The sequence below is a fragment of the Pseudomonas umsongensis genome, assembly GCF_002236105.1.
Taxonomy (GTDB): Bacteria; Pseudomonadota; Gammaproteobacteria; order Pseudomonadales; family Pseudomonadaceae; genus Aquipseudomonas; species Aquipseudomonas umsongensis.
Map to the genome: position 1 here is coordinate 2,147,894 of NZ_NIWU01000001.1, position 18,314 is coordinate 2,166,207.

An 18,314-nucleotide genomic window follows, 5' to 3' on the forward strand; every position below is an offset into this window, starting at 1 on the left:
CTAACGCTGGCTAGCCAGGTGATTGGCGGCGACATAGCCGAAGGTCATCGCCGGCCCCAGGGTGCCACCCGCTCCCGGATAGCTGGTGCCCATCACCGACGCCGAGCAGTTGCCAATGGCGTACAAGCCGGCGATGGCGGTGCCATCTTCGCGCACCACCTGGGCATGCTCGTTGGTCAACAGGCCGCCCTTGGTGCCGATGTCCCCGGCGTCCAGGCGCATGGCGTAGTACGGGCCTTTGCGCAGGGGCGCCAGGCACGGGTTGGGCTTGATGTTGCTGTCACCGTAGTAGCGATCGAAGACATTGCCACCACGGTCGAAGTCGAGGTCCACACCGGAGCCTGCATAGTCGTTGACCTTGGCCACGGTGGCTTCCAGACCGAGGCTGTCGACGCCGATCTGTCGGGCCAGGCCAGCCACAGTGTCGGCCTTCCAATACAGGTTATTGAGCCACTCCTTGCGCAGGCGGCTGTCGGGCATGATCTGCCCTGGCATCAACGGCCCCATGGCATAGTTGAAACGGAAATGCGCGTCGAAGATCACCCAGGCCGGTACCGACTTGCCGCCGGTTTTCTGGTTGTCTTGATGCATGGCATCGACAAATTCCAGATAAGGCGCGGCTTCGTTGACAAAGCGTTGCCCCAGGCCGTTAACCACGATGGCGCCGGGGAACGCACGCTCGGCAAAAATCCCCCGGGGTTTGTCTTCTCCCGGTACGGCAATGGTCGGCGCCCACCAGGCCCAATCCATCAGCGCGGTGGCCGCGCCCTGGGCCATGCCGGCTTCCAGGGCCGCGCCGGTGTTGTTGCCGGGCGGTGTCGCACTCCAGGCCTTGCGGGTTGGCTTGGGCAGGTACTGGTCACGCAGGGCCTGGTTCTGTTCGAAGCCACCGGAGGCCAGGATCACACCGTGGCGTGCCTGCAGTTGCAGCTCGGCACCGTCACGGCGCACGGTGACGCCGCTGACCCGACCGTTATCGGTGACCAGGCCGCAGAAATCGGTGTTGAGCCACAACGGTACATTGCGATCCATCAGCGAGCGGCGCAAAGACGCCACCAACGAACTGCCCAAGGACGCGCGGCGATCCATCTTGCTCTTGCGTCGCCATTTGAAGTCCAGCTTGTAGCGCAGCATCAGCTTCATGATCAGCAGGCGCCAGCCGAAGCTACGGGCCATGGCCTTGTGCGCATCGCGCGCCGTCCAGGCGATGCGCCCCATCAGCAGGGTCGAAGGCGAAGGCTTGCGCAGGTTCGCCAGTTCCTCACCCAGCAGACTGGTGTCGAACAACTCCGGATCCAGGGTCCGCCCACCGGGCAAAGCCCCCGGCAGGTGCGGATAATAATCAGGGTATTTGGCCGCCACGGCGTAGCGCACCCGGCTGATACGGGTGAGCTGTTCGATCATCTTCGGCGCATTGTCCAGGTAGGCACGCAGGCGCGTTTCACCGACATGCTCGCCCGCTGCCGCCTTCAGGTAAGTCAGGGCGGTGGCGTAGCTGTCGTTGCCCTTCATGCGCGCGAAATAGTGGTTGTTGGGAATCCAGATACCGCCTCCGGAGATCGCCGAGGTGCCGCCGTACTGGTTGCTTTTCTCCACCACCAGCACACTGAAACCCTGGTCGGCGAGGAATACCGCCGAAGTCATCGCACCTGCACCCGAACCGACGATGATCACGTCGTAGTGGGTCTGAGACTGAACTTGAGCCGTCATTGTTGTTATGCCATTAGCTGAGGTCAGGAAAGAACCGCCGACCACGCAGGGTGCGCTGGCGGAGTGCAGCCCCATGATCGGGGGTGCGGGGGGATGGGCTCATCGTCAAAGTGGACTAGGGGGGGGTGGCGCTTGTCCCTGTAGATTGGTCGCAGGAAGTCCGCGCGCCCTCGATTTTGTCCGCTTCATTAAGCACAGATTGTACCAGTCGAACTCTGACGTTCCCCTTCACCAATACCAAGGTGTTAAATACATTACGGAACAGCGGCAGATCACAACACCCTTTACTTAATGCGCCTATATGGAACGCTTTGGGAAATCCCCTACAAAATAAACATTTATTTCCCACAAATATGATGATGACACACTGATTAGAACTGGATAGCCTCTACTTGAGCAAAAAATTCAGTTGCACTAATGCGCGCTAATACTATCGCACAAGGATTTGACATACATGTCTGCCCTAACGACCTCTCTTGGCACTCTCTATGAAACCGTTGGTGATGGTGTAGAGTCCAGTAATGCCTCATGGAGTTTCGGAGGCACGACACCTGAACACTTTGACACCCATGTATCGAAATCCGTACCCAAATACAAGGACGGACACGATATCGTGCTGTCGCTCAGCGACTTTTTTGTAAAAACCGATAGCACCTGCTACGAACTTGGCAGTTCCACCGGCACCTTAACTCGGCAACTTGCACAACGCCATTTCGCATCGGCGAAGTGGGTGGGCATTGATGTGGAAGAAGCCATGACCCGCAAGGCGAATGAACTTTTAAGCGTATCGCCACAGCACAATGTCAGTTTCATCACCGATGATATTCTGAGTTTCCCCTATGAAAAAAGCGATCTGATAGTTGCGTATTACACTATCCAGTTTGTACACCCGCGCATTCGCCAAGCCTTGTTCGATCGCATTTATGAGTCCTTGAATTGGGGTGGTAGTTTTATCATGTTTGAAAAAGTACGTGGTCCAGACGCACGCTTTCAAGACATCCTCAGCAGCCTGTATGTAGATTATAAGCGGGACCAAGGCTATAGCGCCGATGAAATCCTGGCAAAAACCAGAAGTTTGAAAGGTGTACTGGAGCCTTTTTCCACGATGGGAAATATCGACATGTTATCTCGTGCCGGCTTCAGGGATATAACCAGTGTTTTCAAATATATTTGCTTTGAAGGATTCTTCTGCATCAAGTGACCGGAACGTGATCATGAACGCAACCATAGAACAAGAATATTTGCAACTTCTGCAGATGCCAGACACGTTTCGTGCGCAGAAAATGAATTGCGAATTGTGCAATTCCAAAGACCATTGGGTTTTACTGGAAAGCGTCCAAGGGCCCGGTGACCAAACTGTGGCATTGCCAGTACTCGGTTGCCAGGACTGCGGCCATATTTTCCAACAATACCGCTTCGATCAAGCTTTCTACGACGCTTACTACGACAAATACTACCGCCTGAGCCTGTTCGGCAATACGGGACCTGAGCGCGCGTTCTTTCTGGACCAGGTACGCCGCGGCGAACACCTTTGCCGGTACTTGCAGGATGTGCTTCCCGCCAAAGGCAAAATGCTTGATGTCGGCTGTTCTTCCGGCGGCCTGATGATTCCCTTCGCGAAACGGGGATGGACAGTAAGAGGCAATGATCCCGACCGGGCCTATGTAGAATACGGCAAAAATATCGGCCTGGACATCGATCTGGTGGGGGCCGAACGTATGAGCCCCAGTGGTGATTACAACCTGATCATCATAAATGGTTCTTTGGAACATGTTCATGATGTCAACCGAGTCATGCAACTTTGCCGACGGGCCAGTGCCGAGGATGGGTTGCTGTTGATTGAAGGTCGCGCGCTGGGTTATGGCATCGAACAAGGGTTTCTAACCCATAACCATCGTCGTTATTTGAGTGCCAGCAGCATCGAGTACCTGATGTGCCAGCATGGTTGGGAACCGATCCGGACCACCCGTGAGCCCATATGCGGGCCCACTCGGCCGGGGGCGGTGTTCGTACTGGGGCGAGCCTCTACCCAGCGTGCTAATGAGCACCTCGAAAGCATTAAGACCCAAGGCCGCATGGCCCTTCAGAAAACTTACATGCCAAGCCTCCTTGCGTTGCGAGCTCGCGCATGAGTACCTCGGTCCATGCTCTCGAAAACTCGAGCGCCCAAGCTCATTCCTGCTTTAGGGATGACCTGGTTGTGACGCCACTGCCAGCAGACTCGGTCACTTGGCGCTATAACCTCTACGATCCCAGTAACGATATCGGCTTTGAACTGGGCAAGGCCGAGTACTCGCTTGCTTTGCTCTTCACTGGTCAGCGAAGCCTTCCAGAGATCGCCGACGCCGCCCTTGTTCAGTATCGAATCAAGGTAAGCCCTGAGAAGCTTGCGCAGTTCGAGCGCAAACTGCTCAAACTGAAACTGCTGAGCAGCGATCAAACCGCTCATAAAAAGGACCTGCGTGACCCAGCCACGGGCATAACCTACGGCCCGCTGAAAGAGTATTTGCTGATTAACCTGGTGAAAACCAACCCGCAGCCACTGCTCGATCATATTTACCGGTTGGCGCCCTGGTGCTGCCGCGCGGCATTCATTTTGCCGTTACTGGCATTGGCCCTAGCGAGTTTCGTATACCTGGGCGTGCACTTCAGTACGTTCATGGCCGATGCTGGCGAGACCTATATCCACAGCTACCGCTGGTTGCTCTGGCACTTCCCGGTCATTTTGACTTCTATCGCCCTTCACGAACTGGGGCACGCATTGGCCTGTCGTCACTATGGGGTCAAGGTCAACGATTTCGGAATCGGCATCTACTTGTTGCTGGCCACCGGCTGGGTACGTCCGGTACAGGCGCAATGGTCGCAGCTGCCACTGAACCAACGGGTGATCACCATTCTGGCAGGCCCCTTGGTCAGCCTCCAGTATGCAGGCGTGAGCATTGTCCTGTGGGCGATGTTCCGTGACACCCAAGGGGTTTTGCCCGGTCTTTTTGTGGTGATGATCGTGGCTTCGTTTATTTCCCTCATTCCGACGCTGCTGCCCATCTTCAATGGCGACACGTACCTGGCTATTACCGAGGTTCTCGGGCAACCGCGTCTGCGCCAACGTGCTTTCAACTATGTAAAGCGCCATTGGCGCACCGCGCCGCTGGAAGCGGTTTCCCCTGCATTGCGCAGGCTCTACTGGAGCACATTCCTGTTGACCTGCCTGGGCTGGGTAATCGCCTGGTGCCTCACCGCAGCCACCCTGATTCGCCTTTTCAACCACCCATAAGGATGATGTCATGACCCAACCTACAGTGACCCCGGCTATCGCCAACACGGATGAACTTACCACCGACCCCACTGCCAGCATCACGCCGCAAGCCCTCAACGATATGCCGTTCGAGGAGTTCGACCTCGACGATATCGAAATCATCGAAAGCAAAGTTTTCGCCTGATCGCTCCGCGCCTCCTCGGCTTTACGTCGAGGGAGCCGCCCCCTTCCTCAGACTGGGCAACCACATGGCTCACTTCGTTAAGCCCGAACCAATTGGTGTGGGTATCCAGTACAACCCCGAAATCCTGGACTGGTTTCCATTTGAGGAGATCGTAGTCGATGTGCTGGAAATCCTTCTCGATAACATCATGGCCCCCATGGATGGCCCGCAGATTATCAAGCCTGGGGCTCAGGCGATGATCAATCGGCTGGCTGAGAAATTCACATTACTGGCGCATTCCAATTACGGCTGCGACTTTGGTTTCAGCCCTCTCGAAGAAACCGCCGCAGTGCAACGTCATGTGCCCCTGGCCAAGATGCTGAACAGTCCATGGGTCGCCAACCATTGTTTTTATGGCGACAACTCCTGGCTGGATATCTGGAGCAGCCCGCTGCAGTTTTCCAATTCAGAGGTGCTCCGCTGCGCCGAACGCGCGAAGACTTTGCAGGCGCATTATGGGATGCCATTGGCCCATGAAAACGCCGCCTATTACCTGCAATGCCCAGGCGCTGAAATGCGTGAAGCCGAGTTCTTGGCCCGGCTCGTGCAGCAGTCCGGCACCTTTTTGCACCTGGACTTGCACAACATCTACACCAACCATCTGAACCTGAAAAACTTCGACTTGCACGACTACCTCGACACCTTGCCATTGGACAAGGTGATCTCGGTGCATCTGGCGGGTGGCAGCTGGCACGAGGGGCTTTACCACGACTGGCATGACTCGTGTGTGCCCGAACCTGTTTGGGACCTGTACCAGGAACTCATGTCCCGCACCCGACCCTCGGCGATCATCTTGGAATACCAGGGACAGGCCCACCATGCGCTGACACGAGTGATGGACGCCAACGACGAACACATGATTGTCACCGATGTGCGGCGTGCTCAGAAAATCTGGAACTACTACACCAAACCAGTACAGGAACTGACGCATGGACGCTGAGCAGGTCTGGAGGCTATGGCGACGCCTGCTACGCGATGAAATGCTGCAGCAACAGTTGTACGAAGCTCAGGGCGCGATTGAATGGCTGCAAAACTTCCCCGATAACGAGCGGGCTATTCTGCATACCTACGCCAGTCAGTTTGAGAGGGTGAAATGGTTCGTCGAAAACTATCAGTTCCGCTTGGTCAACTCCTTTATCAATGCACTGGAAACCGGCGCCCCGCTGACTTTGCGCGCACTGATCAACATCGGGCTGGATCTGCCGACCCTTTCCAAGGCATTCCTGCGTCAACAAAAGTGGTTTGATTACGGGCCAAGAGTTTATGGCTATTGCGATGCGGTCCTGGACTTTCTACTTGAGCGCCAGGAGCTCGCTGATTACCCGCAGATTCGTGACCTGATAGGGCTTGAACGCGAATGTGTGCACCTCTACACCGGACTGGTGAAAGCCAGCGCCGTGGTGCCGGGCCAATATCAGCGCACCGACAGTGCACGCATTTACCAGAGCAGCTATGCGTTGTCGCAGTGGTTGCGTGATAAAAGCCTGCTGGGGCGTAGCAGCCCGGAGGGAACCAGCCAACACATCCTGGTGTATTTGCCCACCCCTGAGACCCGCCATAAATTCACGCTCATAAGCCCGCGCGCGACGTATCTCTATCGATGTCTTGAGCAACCACAGTCACTCGTCACCTTGACGCAGATACTGGGTTCCACAGCCGCCCAACCAAGCGGCGAGGACATTGCACTGCTCGGCAAACTTCATCAACTCAACGCCATTAGGATGCCGGTCTAGACCATGGAAAGCTCACAGTACTTCTGGCTGCGCTCGACCGGTTTTCCCATTCATCACTTGACGAATCTGGGCCGATTCGCCGAGTTGCCATTGTGCCGCGCCTTTGAACAAGACTTCCGCTCATTGCAAGCACTGAAGGCAACGTTGCTTGAAGAGGCCAACTCACACTCACCCCAGGCCTGCCGCAAATTCATCCGCAAACTCAACGAAGGCCAAGCCTTGCAACCCTCCGACCTGCCGCAGGCACTGCGCGAACCACTGAGTGAGGCTTTGCGGCGCTGGAACGGCTTGTTGGAGCGGGCCTCGGCGCGAGAAGGTACCGATCATGAGTACAACACCTATCTGGAGAGCGCCCGCCAAGGGCTGATCGACTTCCTGGACGACGAAGCGGTAGCCGAGGCCTTGTTCATATCCAACCCATCGGCGTTGACACGCATCCGTGAGCTGATCAAGGATCGGCACGGTAGAAACGATACCCGCAAAAAACAGAAGCTGCGTTTGGGTTGGAGTTACGCGCAACGATTCTGTGCCAAGAACGATACCTCAAGTTTTTTCGGTCCATTGGCCTGGGGCAGGTTCGATACCCGCCAGATGGTCAATGTGCAGCTGACCCAGGATGACACGGTGTGGATCAAGGATCGCCACACCCTCTTCGAGAATTGGGTGGTGCAACGGTTGGTCGAACAGATCAACCAACAATGTCCAGACACCGACCGCATGCCCCTGCAGCTCAATACCGGTTGCTACTTGCAGGAACAGACCCTGTTCATGCCGATTGGCAAAAGCCAGCGCCTCAACCCACAAACCGCGCAGGTACTGCATTACATCAGCGAGCAAAAGGGTCAAGAACCCACTTTTGTCGGGATGTTGAGCGTCTGTTCGGAAGTCGCGGTCAGCACACTGCACGACCTGCTGGAACATTTGGTGAGTAAACGGATCGTGCGTCGCGGCTGGCAAATGTCTCCTCGTGAGCGTAACCCCATTGTGCGGCTGCAACGATACTTGGCCACCGCGCGGGTATCCGATGAGTTCAGCCAGGTCTGGCGAGCGCGCCTTGAAGCATTGGAGGGCTTGCGCAGTGACTATGCCCACGGCGACCTGTTGCGCCGGACTGAATGCCTGGAGGGCTTGAACCATCTGCTGGGCGAGGCAGGGATCGACCTCAGCCGGGAAACCGGCGCCATGTATGTCGGCCGTTACCCGGTGTACGAGGATTGTTCAAGAAACATGGACATCAGCCTCGGCCAGGCCATGCTCAGCCACGTCAACGAAGAACTGGCGCCGCTGATGCGCATCAATCAGTGGCTGATCAAAGCCATCGCGCATCAACTCAATGTGGCTTTCGTTGATGTCTGGGAGCAGCGCCAGGCTGTCAGCCTCGGCAAGCCGGTTGATTTTCTCGACCTGCTCAACACCCTTGCTCCTCTGTTACCGACACTTGAAGCGCAAATCATCCTGAACCTCGATCAGCGCCTGGAAACGGCTTGGACGCAACTGCTGCAGGACCTCCCAAAGCATTCCGAAGTACACCTTTGTAACGCGGACATCGAACGCCTGATCATCCTGTTGGATACCAATATGGATGTAGCTGGCTTCGAGGTCTTTGGCAGCGACTACCACTCCCCGGATATCATGATCTCCAGTGCGTCGATGGAGGCCTTCAATCGCGGCGACTATGAAATCATCGTGGGTGAAGTGCATCCCGCAGTTCATACTCTTAGCCAACCCGTAGCCGCGCCGTTCGGACCGTTCAATACTCAGATAAATCAGCAGGTAGAGGCGATTTTCCAACAACCTCGTCTGATACTGGCGGATTCACCCACCAGTTATCAACGCTCGCATATCGACTGGCCTTTGCAGTCTTCTTACTTGCAATTGGTGCTGCCATCGGGTGGCGGTTGTGTTGCGGCGAATCAGCGGTTTGCTGCCGGTAGGGCACAAGTGCTGCGAGTGAATGATCGCCTGCAAGTGGTCGACGCCCTTGGACAGTTCAACGAAGACTTGCTGTGCGTATATTCGACTCCCATGCACCGGCTAGGCTTCGCCTTGGCTGGCAGTACCGTGACCAAACACGAGCACCGACGTGTCTGGTTTGGCCGCACCCTCTACAAGCGCGCTTCCTGGTTATTTACCAGAGATGACATGCCAACGCCGAAAGGCTCGGTCGACGAGCTCGAACACACTCTGCAATGGCGCGCCTGGGCTGCCGATCATGGTTTGCCCCGTTATGCGTTCGTCAAGATCGATACCGAACCCAAACCGCTGTTCCTCGACTTTGATAACCCGTTGTCCTTGGAGGGCATCACCAATGCGCTGAAGAACGCTGTCCACGTAAAGTTCTCAGAAATGCGACCGAGCCCTGATGAGCTTTGGCTTGAAGAAGAGCGGGGGCGTTTCTGCTGTGAAATACGCACAACCTTTTCCACATGCGAGGCTCTTGCGACATGAGTAATGAAAATTCAGGCTCTTGTGCAAAAGCCGATCAGGAAGCCAAACATTCGTTTTTGTACCTGTTCTTGACCATATTCATCCCCTTTGGCTTAGGTCATTTTGTGTCCTACCTGTTTCGCACGGTAAACGCCTTGATTTATGCGGATCTGGAACGGGAGCTGCTGCTTCCCGCCAGCAGCCTGGGCCTGTTGACCGGCGTGTACTTTCTAACGTTCGCCGCAGCGCAGATTCCGCTGGGTGTCATGCTCGACCGCTACGGTCCGCGCAGCGTGCAGGCCCCCATGTTGCTGTTCGCTGTGTTGGGCTCGCTGATTTTCAGCTTCTCCCATACCGAACTGGGCCTGATCATTGGTCGCGGACTCATCGGTCTAGGCGTTGCTGGTTCGCTGATGAGCGCGATCAAGGCGTGTGCCATCTGGCTGCCTGCCGAACGTCTGCCACTGAGTACAGCATGCCTGTTATCGGTGGGCGGCCTGGGCGCAATGGCGTCCACCACACCCTTGCATGAACTGCTCAAGTGGATCACATGGCGTGAAGCGTTCTTGATTCTGGCGCTGCTGACTTTGTTCGTCTGCGTAGTCATTCATCGGAGCGTGCCGCGCACCTACAAGCCCAAACACACCACCCTCGGCGAAATGTCCAAGGCCGTGGGGACGCTTTACTCCTCATGGGTATTCTGGCGGCTGGCGTTGTACTCGGTATTTGCCCATGCGATCTACATGTCAGTGTTGTCGCTATGGATGGGGCCTTGGCTACGCGATGTAGCCCATTTGGATGAGTCCAGCATGGCCCAAATCCTGCTCTGGGGTACCGTGGCGATGGTGGCAGGTTCGCTGGCCTTCGGCTCAATCACCGACTACCTGCGGCGCTTTGGTGTGCAACCGATCATGGTGTGTGGTGGCGGGGTTTCAATCTTCATCGCATTTCAATTACTGATGATCAGCGGCCTACCTGTATCGCCGCTACTGATTGCTATGGGTTTCAGCTTCTTCGGCACCTCCACCACCATGAACTACGCGATCGTGGCTCAGTCTGTGTCGCCTGAGCTTGCCGGGCGGGTCAGTTCATCGTTCAACCTGGTGGTATTCGTGCTGGCGTTCGTCTTGCAGTGGTTGATGGGAGAAATTCTGAACCTGTGGCCAGCATCTGGGCAAGGGCACCCGGTGGAGGCTTATCGGTGGTCGCTGGGAGTGATGATCGCGTTGCAGGTACCGGGGGTCTTGTTGTGGCTGAGTTTTAAACCTTGGGAACTGAAAATCGCGGTAGCGCGGTAGAACTATGACTGCCGAATGATGGGTACTGGATGCACGTCGATTTTGACGTCACGACGACCCGAAACGAATGTTCTAACCCAACAGCGTGGGAATGCATCTTGTGACGCTCCGCGTCACCGTTGCGCACGGCTCACATCATGCGTCGTCAGCGGAACGCGGAGCGTCCCTGGCGGCATTCCCACGCGGAGCGTGGGAACGATCAACGATGACGCGGTGCAGCAGATACACCGCGGCGCCTGGTTCGCCGGCAAGCCTGGCTCCTACAGGGGGGGTGTCGGGTTACAGGAAAGCGCGCCTGGCAGCCCACGGATGAGCCTTCTCCAACTGACTAGCCAGGCGCAGCAACACGTCATCGCCACCCAACCGGGCAGTGAACATCATGCCCACCGGCAGGCCGTTATCACTCTGCCCCAAGGGTAGCGAGATCGCCGGCTGCCCGCTGACGTTGGCCAGCGCGGTGAAGCCGGCGCTGCCCATGGCATTGTGGGCGTAGCTCTCCCAGGGTTGATCCAGGGACAACAGGCCGAGCTTCGGCGTCAGGCTGCCGGTGACGGGCGAGAGGATCACGTCGTAGCGTTCGAAGTGCTGCTCCATGGTCGCGCCGATGCTCTCGAACGATTGGCGGGCGCGATACAGGTCCTCCCCACTGGTGCCCTTCGCACGCTCCAGATTGACCAGGGTGATCTTTTCCAGGTCCTGTGCCGTAACCGCGCGTCCGAGCACCTGTTCACGGTCGTGGATCAGGGTCCGCAGCCCTGTGCCGATCACCGTGCCATGGGCACCGAACAATTGGCGTGGATCGACGTTGAGCGTCAATTCGTCGATCTCGTGCCCCAGGGTCAGCAGTTGCTTGAGGGTCTGCTCCAGCGTGGCGGCGATCGCCGGTTCAAGCGGCGCGCCGGTCATCGATTGACGCACCACGGCCACGCGCAGTTTGCCCGGGTCTTGCTGCAGTTCCTGCACATAGGGTCTTACCAGGGGCGGGCACCAATAGGCGCTGCCCGCTTCATGGCCTTGCCCGATATCGAGGAACAACGCGGTATCGCGCACGGTGCGCGAGACCACATTGGCCGCGCTGGCGCCAAACCAGCCTTCGAAATGCAGCGGTCCGCTGGGGGTGCGATAGCGAGTGGGCTTGAGTCCGACCAGGCCGCAGTACGAGGCCGGAATACGGATCGAACCGCCGCCATCGGTGGCATGGGCCACGGGCACGATCCCCGCCGCTACCGCCGCTGCCGCGCCACCGGAGGAGCCGCCTGCGCTCATGGCCAGGTTCCAGGGGTTATGGGTTTGGCCCCAAGCCAGGGATTCGGTGGTGGTGGTCAAGCCGAACTCGGGGCACGTGGTCTTGCCGAACGGCACCGCACCGGCCTGCTCATAGCGAGCGATCAGGGTGCTGGTGCGGGCGGCGGGCGGTGCGTCCTTGAACATCCGGCTACCGTTGCTGGTGATGGTGCCTTGCAGTGAGGTGTTGAGGTCCTTGATCAGCAGTGGCACACCAGCCAGGGCGCCCTGGTTTTGAGTGCCGGCCGCGCGGCGCTGGGCCATCAAGGCACGGGCGTAGGCTTCGTGCAGCATGTTTACCGCATTGACCCTGGGGTTGACCTCGTTATAGCGAGCAAGCGTCGCCGCCAGCAGGTCCTCGGCACTCAGCTCGCCGCTGCGGATCGCCTGGCTCATGGCCCAGGCATCCATGGCCTGGTAGTCACTGGCCGAAAGCCCTTGCGCGCGGGCGTCGGCAAAACGCCCCAGAAGCCCGACGCCAACCGCCACGGCACCGGCCTTGAGCACGCTGCGGCGCGGCCAGCCGGTGGCGGAGTTTAGTGGTGCGTTTTCTTGGTTATCCATGGTAGTGATCACGCCCTGATTGTGGGTTATTAGAGTATTCAGGCCTTACGCCCTGTGGGAGCGAGCCTGCTCGCGAAAGCGCTGGATCAGTCAACATTGATGTTGAATGTGCTGACCTCTTCGCGAGCAGGCTCGCTCCCACAGGGTTTGTGGTGTTCAAGCGACATTGAAGCGTGCCGACAACTGATCCAGTGCCCGCGCCAGTTGCTCCAGGTCCGCGGCGGCCATCGCGCTGCGCCCGGCGTTGGCCGACAGCGCACCGGTGCCGCTGGAGACACTCTCGACCCTGGCGACCATTTCCCGAGTGACGCGCACCTGTTCGGTGATCAGCGTGGCGATGGTGTCCACGCTGCGGATCACATCATCGGTGCCGCTGCGAATCTGCGCCACCGAATCGCCTGCCTCATGGGCCAGGTTGACGCCGTCACGCACCCGGCTGACCACGCGTCCCATGCCGTCGACCACCGCCAGTGTGCCTTCCTGAATACGCTGCACGGTGAGGTCGATTTCCCCAATGGAACTGGCGGTGCGTTGGGCCAACAGTCGAACCTCGTCGGCTACCACGGCAAACCCGCGCCCCGCCTCGCCGGCCCGTGCGGCCTCGATGGCGGCGTTCAGCGCCAGGAGGTTGGTCTGCTCGGCAATGCTGCGAATCACCTTGAGCACATGGCTGATCTCCCCGGAGAACCCTTCGAGCTGGCGAATGTGCACGGCCGTAGCGCTGATCACGTCGCTGATGCGGTTCATCTCCTGGGCCATGTCACGAATAAAGCCCTCGCTCTTGCCCGAACGCTGTGCCGAATGCTGGGTGATGTCGCGAGACACGCCAACCTGATTGTCCACTTCGCCAATCGACCCCGACAGGTCCTCAACCGCCCGGGAAATCCCGCGCACCGCGTCCGCCTGTTGCTGGGTGGCCGTGGAGGCCGACTCCGCCGATTCGGCCATGTGCGCCGCTTCGCGACTGACCCGCTGCACCAACTCGCGCATTTGTGAAATGAGTCCGTGCAGGCTGTCACGCATCAGCGCGATGTCGCGCAGCATCAGTGCGAATTCGTCACCGCCCTTGATCTCGATCGGCTGCACCAGGTCGCCACTGGCGATGGCCCGCACGCTGGCACCCGCCTGGGCAAACGCACGCTTGAGCCGACGCAAAGTGGAAAACGCGGTGAGGCTGCCCGCCAGCCCGCCCACCACCGCCAGCGCCATGTAAGCCAACAGCGTCGAGCGATAACGACGCTGCGCCGCCTCGTAGGCCTGCGAGGCGCTGGCTTTCTGCAGCGCTTGCAGCTTGCTCAGTTCAACCATGGCGGCATTGCCTTCCGGCTCGGCCATGCGCAAATAGGACAGGATGCCCGGCAGGCGAAAATCACCGGCGCGCAAGGAATCGAGGAAGATGCCCAACTCTTCCTGCCAGGCCTGATAGTGTTTGTCGAACGCCTCGGCGGCCTGTTGTTCCTCACCGCTCAACGTGCGCAGACGATAGCTCGCCCAGATCTCGGTCAACGCCCGGTCATTGCTCTCGATGGCACTCAGGGTGGCTTCCACCGGGCGGTCGAACGCTGCCACCAGCGGGCCTTCCGGGTCCTGCTGGATCGCCAGCAGGACCTGGCGCCGGCTTTCATCGAGCCGCTGCCTGATGTCGCCGAACATCAACAACGTCGCCAGGTCGTCCTCGTTGATGGCTCGCAGACTGTCGCGCGCCTGCTGCAAGCCATAGGCACCGAACAACACCGCCAGGGCAAACAGCAAGGTGGCCAACAACGCCCAGAGCCACAGGCGCTGGGCGATAGTAATTGCCTTGAACATGATCAATGGCCTGTCTCATGCAGCGGACGGGGTGCGCAAGGCCCCCAACGCTGGAATTAGTCGCGAGTGACGCCGGCCAGCATCGCCGCCAGGTAATGCTCGCCGTAAGGCGGCAACAGACCCCATTCACGGCGCGGGTCGTGGGCCGAGGCCTTGAACACCGTGCGCAGGTGACTGAATTCGAGAAATCCTTCGCGGCCATGGTAATGGCCCATGCCCGAGGCGCCGATACCACCGAACGGCGCATCGTGCAGGGCGGCATGCATCATCACGTCGTTGATGGTGACTCCGCCGGACAGGGTGTGCTCCAGCACGTGACGTTGCTCCCGGGCATCCTCGCCGAAGTAGTACAGCGCCAGCGGACGCGGCCTTGCGTTGATTTGCGCGATGACCTGGTCGAGGTCGTCATAACTCAGCACGACCATGGCCGGACCGAAGATTTCCTCATGCATGATCTCGCTGTCCGGGGCCGGGTCCACTACGACTCGCAGCGGGCGACGACGGTCCTGGGCATCCAGTGCCAGGGGTTCGGGCAGGCACTCGATGCGCGCCCCTCGCAACTGCGCGTCCTCGACCAGGCCCTCGACCCGCTCCAGATGACGCTGGTTGACCACCGCCACCACGTCCGGGTTGCCGGCTACCGTCGGGTTGAGGTCGCGATAAGCACTGCGCAGCGCATCGAGGAAGGCTTCGAGTCGGGCCTTGGGTACATACACCAGGTCCGGATTGATGCAGATCTGTCCGCCATTGGTGGACTTGCCTGCGGCGATACTGAACGCCGCTTTGTTCAGGTCGGCCGTGGCCGAAACGATCACCGGCGACTTGCCGCCCAGTTCCAGTGTCACCGGCACCAGGTTTTTCGCGGCATTGCCCATCACTCGCCGGCCGATCGCCGTACTGCCGGTGAACACCAGGTGGTCGAAGGGTTGGCTGCTGAAGGCCTCGCCCAGTTCCGGGCCACCATTGACCACGGCCACCACCAGCGGGTCGAGGCGTTCGGCGCACAGGCGCGCCACCAGTGCGGCGGTGCGCGGCACCACTTCCGACGGTTTTAGAATGGCCCGGTTGCCGGCCGCGAGCGCCGAGGCCAGCGGGCTGAACAAGGTGTACAGCGGCGCGTTCCAGGTACCCAGGATGCCCACCGTACCTTTTGGCTGGTGCATGACCCAGGCCCTGGCGCCGAGTTGGTCATAAGGGGAAAACATTTCGCGCGGTTCGTCTTGCATCCACTCTTGCAGATGGTCGCGGGCATATTTGAGTGAAGCCAGGGCGCCGAGCACGTCATTCATCAAGGAAAAACCGGCGGGCCGTCCGCCAAAGTCCTGGTCGATGGCCGTGGTCAATGCCGCATGGTTGTCGACCAGCAGGTCGATCACTTGCTGCAGGCGCTGGCGCCGGGTGTCGGCGCTGACACTGCCGGCGCTGGCGAAGGCCTCTTTCTGGCGCGTCAGCAGGCTGGAAAGGTCTTGGTCGCAAGACATCGTTGAACTCATTGTTATCCCCTTGCAGGTTGGCTCGATGGCCGTTGAGCGCCCGATGCGCCTGGCGCCACCCTAGCCGCGCAGACCGCTGCGCCGCCTCGTCCGATCGGACGAGGCCCTGCATTAGTGTTAGTCCGTTGAGACGATGTTGAACGCCTGCAAACGCCCAATACTGGCCATACGAAAACCTCCACTCCATGAGGCCAGTCATGGCAATGCAAAATATCAGCTTCGATCCCCAGGCCTTCCGTGCCGCACTCGGCACGTTCACCACCGGGGTCACGATCATCACCACCCAGACCGAAGACGGCTCGCCCGTGGGCATCACCGCCAACAGCTTCAACTCGGTGTCGCTCAACCCGCCGCTGGTGCTCTGGAGCTTGTCCAAGCAAGCGCGCAGCCTGCCGATCTTCAGCAGCGGCAAGCATTGGAACGTGCACGTGCTGTCCACGGAGCAAGAAAACCTCTCGGGACGTTTCGCCACCCAGGGCGAAGACAAGTTCGCCGAGATCGAACTGGACAACGGCATCAGCGAGGCGCCATTGCTGCAAGATTGCACCGCGCGTTTCCAGTGCCGCACGGCGTTCCAGTACGAAGGCGGAGACCATGTGATTTTCGTCGGCGAAGTGCTCGCCTTCGATCACAGTGATCGCGCCCCGCTGGCGTTCCAGAGCGGCCAATATGCCCTGGCCACGCGCAAGCCCCGTAGTGAGCTGCGCCTGGCAACCACGCCGCCACCGCCCGAGTGCAGCTACACCGAGGATTTGCTCGGCTACTTGCTGGGGCGCGGGCATTACCAGACACTCAATGCCCTGCGGCAACTGCTGAACAGTCAGCAGCTGGACGAACAATCGTTCTTCGTGCTGTCGATCTTGTGTATTCGCGACGATATGACGCTGGAGGAAATCAACACCTTCGTGACCTACACCGGTCGCGAAGTGACCCTGGCCAGCATGCGGTTTCTCGAGCGCCAGCGCCTGGTGGCCTTCGAGGGTCCGGCGCAATCGCCACGTTTTGTCCTCACGGCCCAAGGCCGAGAAGTGTCCCTGCATCAGCTGGCGCTGGCCAAGGCCGTGGAAGAGGATCTGTCGGCCAAGCTCGGCGCCGCCGATGCGCAAGCCCTGAAAGTCTTGCTCAAGCGCCTGATCGTCGTGAGCGACCCTGGCTTGCCTGATCTGTGGGCACCGCGATGACCGCTCGCGAGGGGACGCTGCCTGCGGCCACGGTCGGTTGGAGTAGCCATGGCCTGCTGTTGCTGCTGGCCTTGGTGTTCGCCGACAACTTCGTCGGGCGACAGATACTCGCAGTCATGGTCGAACCGATCAAAGCCGAATTCGGCGTCGGCGATACTGCCATCGGCCTGATCTCGGGCCTGGCGTTCGCGGCGGTCTATGCACTCATGGGCCTGCCGGCCGGGCGGCTGGTGGATCGCATGCCGCGTATCCGCCTGCTGGCCATGTCTTGCCTGCTGTGGGCGGTGGCAACCATGGCCTGCGGGTGGGCGGGCAGTTTCCTGGCGCTGGGCATTGCGCGAATGCTGGTTGCCGTCAGCGAATCGCCGACCACGTCGGCGTCGCTGTCGCTGATCGCCGACCTGTATCCGACGCACCGACGCTCATTCGCCATCAGTTGTTTTACCGCCGCACCCACATTTTCCTCGATCATCGGCTTGAGCATCGGCGCCTGGGTGGTCGAGCACTATGGCTGGCGCAGTGCGTTCATTGCGTTGGGGATGCCGGCCCTGGTGTTCTGTACGATCCTGGCCTTCGTCGTGCGCGAACCGCAGCGTGGCCGCTGGGACCTTACGCCACACACCCACACAGCGCCCGCGCTGCTTGGCATGGGTGCCGAAGCCCGCAAGCTCTGGGCATTGCCGGCCTACCGCTGCCTGATCCTCGCTGGCGGACTGACCACGCTCAGTTCCTATGCGATTGCGATGTGGAACACCAGTTTCCTGGTGCGCTCCCACGGTTTGTCACTGCAACACGCCGGCTTGTTGGCGGGCGTGATCTGCGGTACGTCGGCCGGATTCGGTGGCCTGCTCAGTGGTTGGTTGAGTGACCGCCTGTGCCGCCGCGATCCACACTGGCAGGTGTCCATTCCGGTAGTGGGCCATATTGCGGCGACCTGTGCGCTGGTCCCCTATCTGCTGTGGTCCGACTCCGTGCTGGTGCGCCTGGGTGATGTGCCGGTTCCAGGCGCCATGCTCTGGTGTGCACTCTATGCCTTCTTTTCCGTGTGGTGGGTCGCGCCTTCCTACAACCTCGTCACGCAGCTGGTGCCCGCCGGAAGACGCGGAACTGCAATGGCGCTGCAAACCATCGTCAGCACGCTGCTGGGGATCGGCGTCGGGCCATTGTTGACCGGTTTGTGCAGCGACCTGTTGTTACCGCTGTTCGGCCACGAGTCATTGCGGTATGCGTTGCTGCTGGTGAATCTGCCGGTGATTTGCGCGGTGTTGCTGTTGATGCGCACGGCACACCATGCTGGCAGAACGGGCTATCGCCACGGGGGATAAGTTTGCTCAAG

The 18,314-nt window shown here is 59.4% G+C and carries 14 protein-coding genes; 10 read left to right on the forward strand and 4 right to left on the reverse strand.

The window, feature by feature from the left end; all coding sequences use genetic code 11:
• The gene (locus tag PSUM_RS09720) at positions 1 to 1,710 is read right to left on the reverse strand and encodes an FAD-binding protein (protein WP_020797528.1); all 1,710 of its coding nucleotides are present in this window, start codon (positions 1,708 to 1,710) and stop codon (positions 1 to 3) included.
• Positions 1,711 to 2,164: 454 nt separating this feature from the next.
• Here PSUM_RS09720 and PSUM_RS09725 point away from each other — a divergent pair, with 454 nt between their 5' ends.
• The 8 genes from PSUM_RS09725 (at position 2,165) to PSUM_RS09755 (ending at position 10,647) form a co-directional block, all read left to right on the forward strand.
• The gene (locus PSUM_RS09725) at positions 2,165 to 2,911 is read left to right on the forward strand and encodes a methyltransferase domain-containing protein (RefSeq protein ID WP_083349432.1); all 747 of its coding nucleotides are present in this window, start codon (positions 2,165 to 2,167) and stop codon (positions 2,909 to 2,911) included.
• Positions 2,912 to 2,924: 13 nt separating this feature from the next.
• Entirely contained in the window at positions 2,925 to 3,842 is a 918-nt protein-coding gene (locus PSUM_RS09730; protein ID WP_050511616.1) for a class I SAM-dependent methyltransferase, read from the forward strand.
• A 68-nt stretch (positions 3,843 to 3,910) separates the two neighbouring features.
• On the forward strand, positions 3,911 to 4,984 hold the full coding sequence (locus PSUM_RS09735) for a M50 family metallopeptidase (protein WP_020797525.1): 1,074 nt from the start codon (positions 3,911 to 3,913) through the stop codon (positions 4,982 to 4,984).
• 10 nt (positions 4,985 to 4,994) lie between these two features.
• Entirely contained in the window at positions 4,995 to 5,150 is a 156-nt protein-coding gene (gene tglA / locus PSUM_RS31825) for a 3-thiaglutamate biosynthesis pearlin carrier peptide TglA (RefSeq protein WP_020797524.1), read from the forward strand.
• 64 nt (positions 5,151 to 5,214) lie between these two features.
• Entirely contained in the window at positions 5,215 to 6,129 is a 915-nt protein-coding gene (locus tag PSUM_RS09740; RefSeq protein WP_020797523.1) for an MbnB/TglH/ChrH family RiPP precursor modification enzyme, read from the forward strand.
• Positions 6,119 to 6,922: a hypothetical protein gene (locus PSUM_RS09745; RefSeq protein WP_020797522.1), complete on the forward strand. Its 804-nt coding sequence runs from the start codon at positions 6,119 to 6,121 to the stop codon at positions 6,920 to 6,922. Before PSUM_RS09740 ends, PSUM_RS09745 begins: the two co-directional genes overlap by 11 nt.
• 3 nt (positions 6,923 to 6,925) lie before the next feature.
• Entirely contained in the window at positions 6,926 to 9,370 is a 2,445-nt protein-coding gene (locus tag PSUM_RS09750; RefSeq protein WP_020797521.1) for a lantibiotic dehydratase, read from the forward strand.
• Positions 9,367 to 10,647, forward strand: coding sequence for an MFS transporter (locus PSUM_RS09755; RefSeq protein WP_020797520.1), 1,281 nt, complete (start codon positions 9,367 to 9,369; stop codon positions 10,645 to 10,647). The genes PSUM_RS09750 and PSUM_RS09755 overlap by 4 nt, the downstream gene beginning before the upstream one ends.
• A 279-nt stretch (positions 10,648 to 10,926) precedes the next feature.
• On the opposite strand, the gene PSUM_RS09760 is transcribed toward PSUM_RS09755, so the two are convergent.
• From PSUM_RS09760 to PSUM_RS09770, 3 genes are all read right to left on the reverse strand, one after another.
• Positions 10,927 to 12,495: an amidase gene (locus PSUM_RS09760; RefSeq protein WP_083349433.1), complete on the reverse strand. Its 1,569-nt coding sequence runs from the start codon at positions 12,493 to 12,495 to the stop codon at positions 10,927 to 10,929.
• Between the two features lie 156 nt (positions 12,496 to 12,651).
• Positions 12,652 to 14,304, reverse strand: a complete 1,653-nt coding sequence (locus PSUM_RS09765) for a methyl-accepting chemotaxis protein (RefSeq protein ID WP_033042667.1) — start codon at positions 14,302 to 14,304, stop codon at positions 12,652 to 12,654.
• A gap of 56 nt (positions 14,305 to 14,360) precedes the next feature.
• A complete protein-coding gene (locus PSUM_RS09770; protein WP_256229515.1) occupies positions 14,361 to 15,824 on the reverse strand; it encodes a coniferyl aldehyde dehydrogenase in 1,464 nt (487 codons plus the stop codon).
• Positions 15,825 to 15,994: 170 nt separating this feature from the next.
• Here PSUM_RS09770 and PSUM_RS09775 point away from each other — a divergent pair, with 170 nt between their 5' ends.
• Entirely contained in the window at positions 15,995 to 16,978 is a 984-nt protein-coding gene (locus PSUM_RS09775; protein ID WP_020800912.1) for a flavin reductase family protein, read from the forward strand.
• Positions 16,975 to 18,303 (forward strand): spinster family MFS transporter, encoded by a 1,329-nt coding sequence (locus tag PSUM_RS09780; RefSeq protein WP_083349434.1) that lies wholly within the window; start codon positions 16,975 to 16,977, stop codon positions 18,301 to 18,303. The genes PSUM_RS09775 and PSUM_RS09780 overlap by 4 nt, the downstream gene beginning before the upstream one ends.
• Positions 18,304 to 18,314: the final 11 nt, after the last annotated feature.